Annotated in this window: 3 protein-coding genes; 1 reads left to right on the forward strand and 2 read right to left on the reverse strand. The window is 66.6% G+C overall.

What is annotated here, in order from left to right; all coding sequences use genetic code 11:
• The coding region (locus TVB01_RS16525; protein ID WP_422456990.1) for an alpha-amylase family glycosyl hydrolase at positions 1-715 on the forward strand (715 nt) is incomplete at its 5' end.
• A gap of 57 nt (positions 716-772) precedes the next feature.
• On the opposite strand, the gene TVB01_RS16530 is transcribed toward TVB01_RS16525, so the two are convergent.
• Positions 773-2,146: an FAD-binding oxidoreductase gene (locus tag TVB01_RS16530; protein ID WP_422456991.1), complete on the reverse strand. Its 1,374-nt coding sequence runs from the start codon at positions 2,144-2,146 to the stop codon at positions 773-775.
• A 9-nt stretch (positions 2,147-2,155) separates the two neighbouring features.
• Positions 2,156-2,644 carry a hypothetical protein gene (locus tag TVB01_RS16535; RefSeq protein WP_422456992.1) on the reverse strand — a complete coding sequence of 163 codons (489 nt, stop codon included), beginning with the start codon at positions 2,642-2,644 and terminating at the stop codon, positions 2,156-2,158.
• Positions 2,645-2,883 lie beyond the last annotated feature (239 nt).

Here is a 2,883-nt window from a genome sequence, read left to right on the forward strand (position 1 = left end):
CAGCCTCAACGCCTTCGACCAGGTCGGAGCCCCCACCACCTGGGTCCTCTCCAACCACGACGTCGTCCGCCACGTCTCCCGCTTCGGCCTCCAATCCCACGACCTGCGCAGCGGAGACGGGATCGGCCCCGAAGACGCGCAGCCGGACCACGTCCTGGGCCTGGCACGTGCGCGTGCGGCCACCCTCCTGATGCTCGCCCTGCCCGGCGGGGTTTACCTCTACCAGGGCGAAGAACTCGGCCTGCCGGACCACACCATGATCCCCCACACGTTCCGTCAGGACCCCACGTTCCACCGCACTGACGGAGAGCGCGTTGGCCGCGACGGTTCCCGCGTTCCCCTGCCCTGGCGGGCCGACGAGCCGTCCTACGGTTTCAGCAGCCACGGCAAGAGCTGGCTGCCCCAGCTTGGGCTGTGGGGTACACATGCCCGGGATATTCAGCAGAGGAATCCGGATTCGACGCTGCGCATGTACCAGGATGCGCTGCGGCTGCGGCGTGAACTCGATCTCGGGCACGGGTCCCTCGCCTGGCTGCCGGAGTACAACCAGGGCGGCGTCGTGGCCTTCGCCAACGGGAGCGTTCTGGCAGCAATGAACCTGGGCAGCGAGCCGGTGGAGCTTCCCGGGTTTGAGATCCTGCAGGAGAGTTCCCCGGGCGCCATGGAACACACGCGGCTGCGCCCCAACCGGACGGTGTGGATGAGCATTCCGTAGCAGTTGCCTGTCACTGGCCGGCCAAGGTTTCTTGCCCCCTTGGCCGGCCAGCGGCACCTAGGATTCTGAAATGGCTTTCCCAGGGTTCAGGATGCCTGCCGGGTCAAACACTGCTTTGATCCGGCGCTGCAGTTCCAGCACCTCGGACTGCTGTTCCTGCGGCAGCCAGCGCAGCTTGAACTGGCCAACCCCGTGCTCACCCGTGATCGTTCCGCCCATCCGCAAAGCGACGGTGATCGATTCGTCGAGGGCAGCATTCAGCCGCGCTGTTCCTGCCGCACCCTCCGCGGCGTCGATCCAGAAGGTCGGATGCAGGTTGCCGTCTCCGGCATGCGCGACGACCTTCAGCCGGACGTCGTGGTCGGCTGCCATCCGTTCCAGCTCAGCAACGTAATGGACCAGCTGGGACCGGGGTACGGCGATGTCTTCGCCCACACGGATCTGATGTTCGACGTCGTCCCCCCGGCTGTGCCGGCGCAGCTCCACCAGGCGTTCAGCTTCTGCCGAGCCTTCGGAGCTGACGGTTCCGCCAAGCTCGGACAGGACCGCGCGGACGGCGGCTGCCTCTGCCTCAGCGCCAAAGCCGTCCGTCTGGATCAGGAGCAGCGCTCCGCCGCGGGTCCGCAGGTCCGAGCCGTGGGCGCCGTCGAGCGCCTCCATCGTCGCGCCGTCGAGCAGCTCCATGATGGCGGGCTGCACCCGGGCTGCCCCGACAGCGAGGACCCCCGCGGCGGCCGTGCGGAAGTCGGGGAAAAACGCCGCGACGGTGCGAACATCGGCCGGCAGGTAGCGCAGCCGCACGGTGATACCGACGACGACGCCGAGTGTCCCCTCGGAGCCGGTAAACAGGCCGGTGAGGTCATAGCCGGCAACGCCTTTGAAGGTCTGGTGTCCGGTGTGGATCAACGTACCGTCCGACAGCACCACGTCCAGGGCCAGCACGGAATCGCGCGTCACGCCGTACTTCGCGCAGCGCAGTCCACCGGCGTTGGTAGCGACATTGCCGCCGAGCGTGGAGACCCTGTAACTCGCCGGATCGGGGGCATACATCAGCCCAAACGGCTTTGCTGCTTCATTGAGGTCTGCATTGATGACGCCGGGCTCCACGACCGCGAGTTCGTCGCCCGGCCGGATGTCGAGGATCCGGTTCATTTTCTCGAGGCTGAGGATGATGCAGTTACGTGTGGCGTGGGCTCCGCCAGACACGCCGGTGCCGGCACCGCGGGGCACAACCGCTGTGTTGCTCCCTGAGGCCCAGCGGAGGACTCTCTGCACGTCAGCCACGGATTCCGGCCACACGACAGCCAGTGGTTCTATCAGCTCCTGGACCGGCCCTTGGTCACGGGAATACTGACTCAGGACGGCGGTATCAGTGGCGAACGCCACCCCTGGAATTGAGCGTTCGAGGTCATGCAGGACTTCCGTGGTCATAGCCAAAGGCTACCCGGCGCCCATGAACCGGGAGTAACGTTGCAGCGCTTTACGCCATTGTCCGGCCAGCCGGTCGCGGATCTCCGCGCCGTCGAGGAGCCGTCCGAACCCCGTGTGGACGAGTGCTACCGACGTCCCGGTGCCAGTAACGGCAGGTTCGAACCGCACCTCGACGGTGGTGGGCACGGACGCACCGTGCCCCAGGAACCACTCCAGGACCAGCAACTCGCCGGCACGCACTTCGCGGACCGTAGCCCACAGTGCCTTTTCCTCGTCCACGCTGGTTTCCGTCAGCGAGCCCCCTTCAAACTCGGGATGCATGCCCTCGCCAAAGGTACTGAAGTCCTCCGGCCACCAGAGGTGGGGATACTCGTGGAAACCGCTGAACGCTTCGTCCGTTTCACGGGGAACGACACAGGACTCTTCGATGTCAGGGACCTGTTGCGCCGCCCGTTCCGGCTCAGGTTCCGGCGCATGGGAGAAGAGGGAAGAAGTCATGGTTCCAGCCTACGGAATATCTCCGGTGCCATCCTGCAGGTGTGCCCAGGCGGGGGCTGCTCTCGACCCCTTCCGCTGCCGGCAGCCCCGGGTTCCAATCCGTTAAACAGGTCGGGGGGCCCCCCCCCAGGGCGGGGCCCGCGCCCGCCCCCCCCCCCAAGCCCGGAACCCCGCCAGGGGGTTCTCATGGTTGTCCGGCGGTGACCTACTCTCCCACACCCTCCCAGGTGCAGTACCAT

This window comes from Arthrobacter sp. 7Tela_A1, from assembly GCF_049311065.1.
Classification (GTDB): Bacteria; Actinomycetota; Actinomycetes; order Actinomycetales; family Micrococcaceae; genus Arthrobacter_B.

What these genes read in the sequence shown, in the direction of transcription:
- TVB01_RS16530 (WP_422456991.1), bottom strand. Translation starts at nt 2,146, where the DNA reads ATGACCACGGAAGTCCTGCATGACCTCGAACGCTCAATTCCAGGGGTG.
- TVB01_RS16535 (WP_422456992.1), bottom strand. Translation starts at nt 2,644, where the DNA reads ATGACTTCTTCCCTCTTCTCCCATGCGCCGGAACCTGAGCCGGAACGG.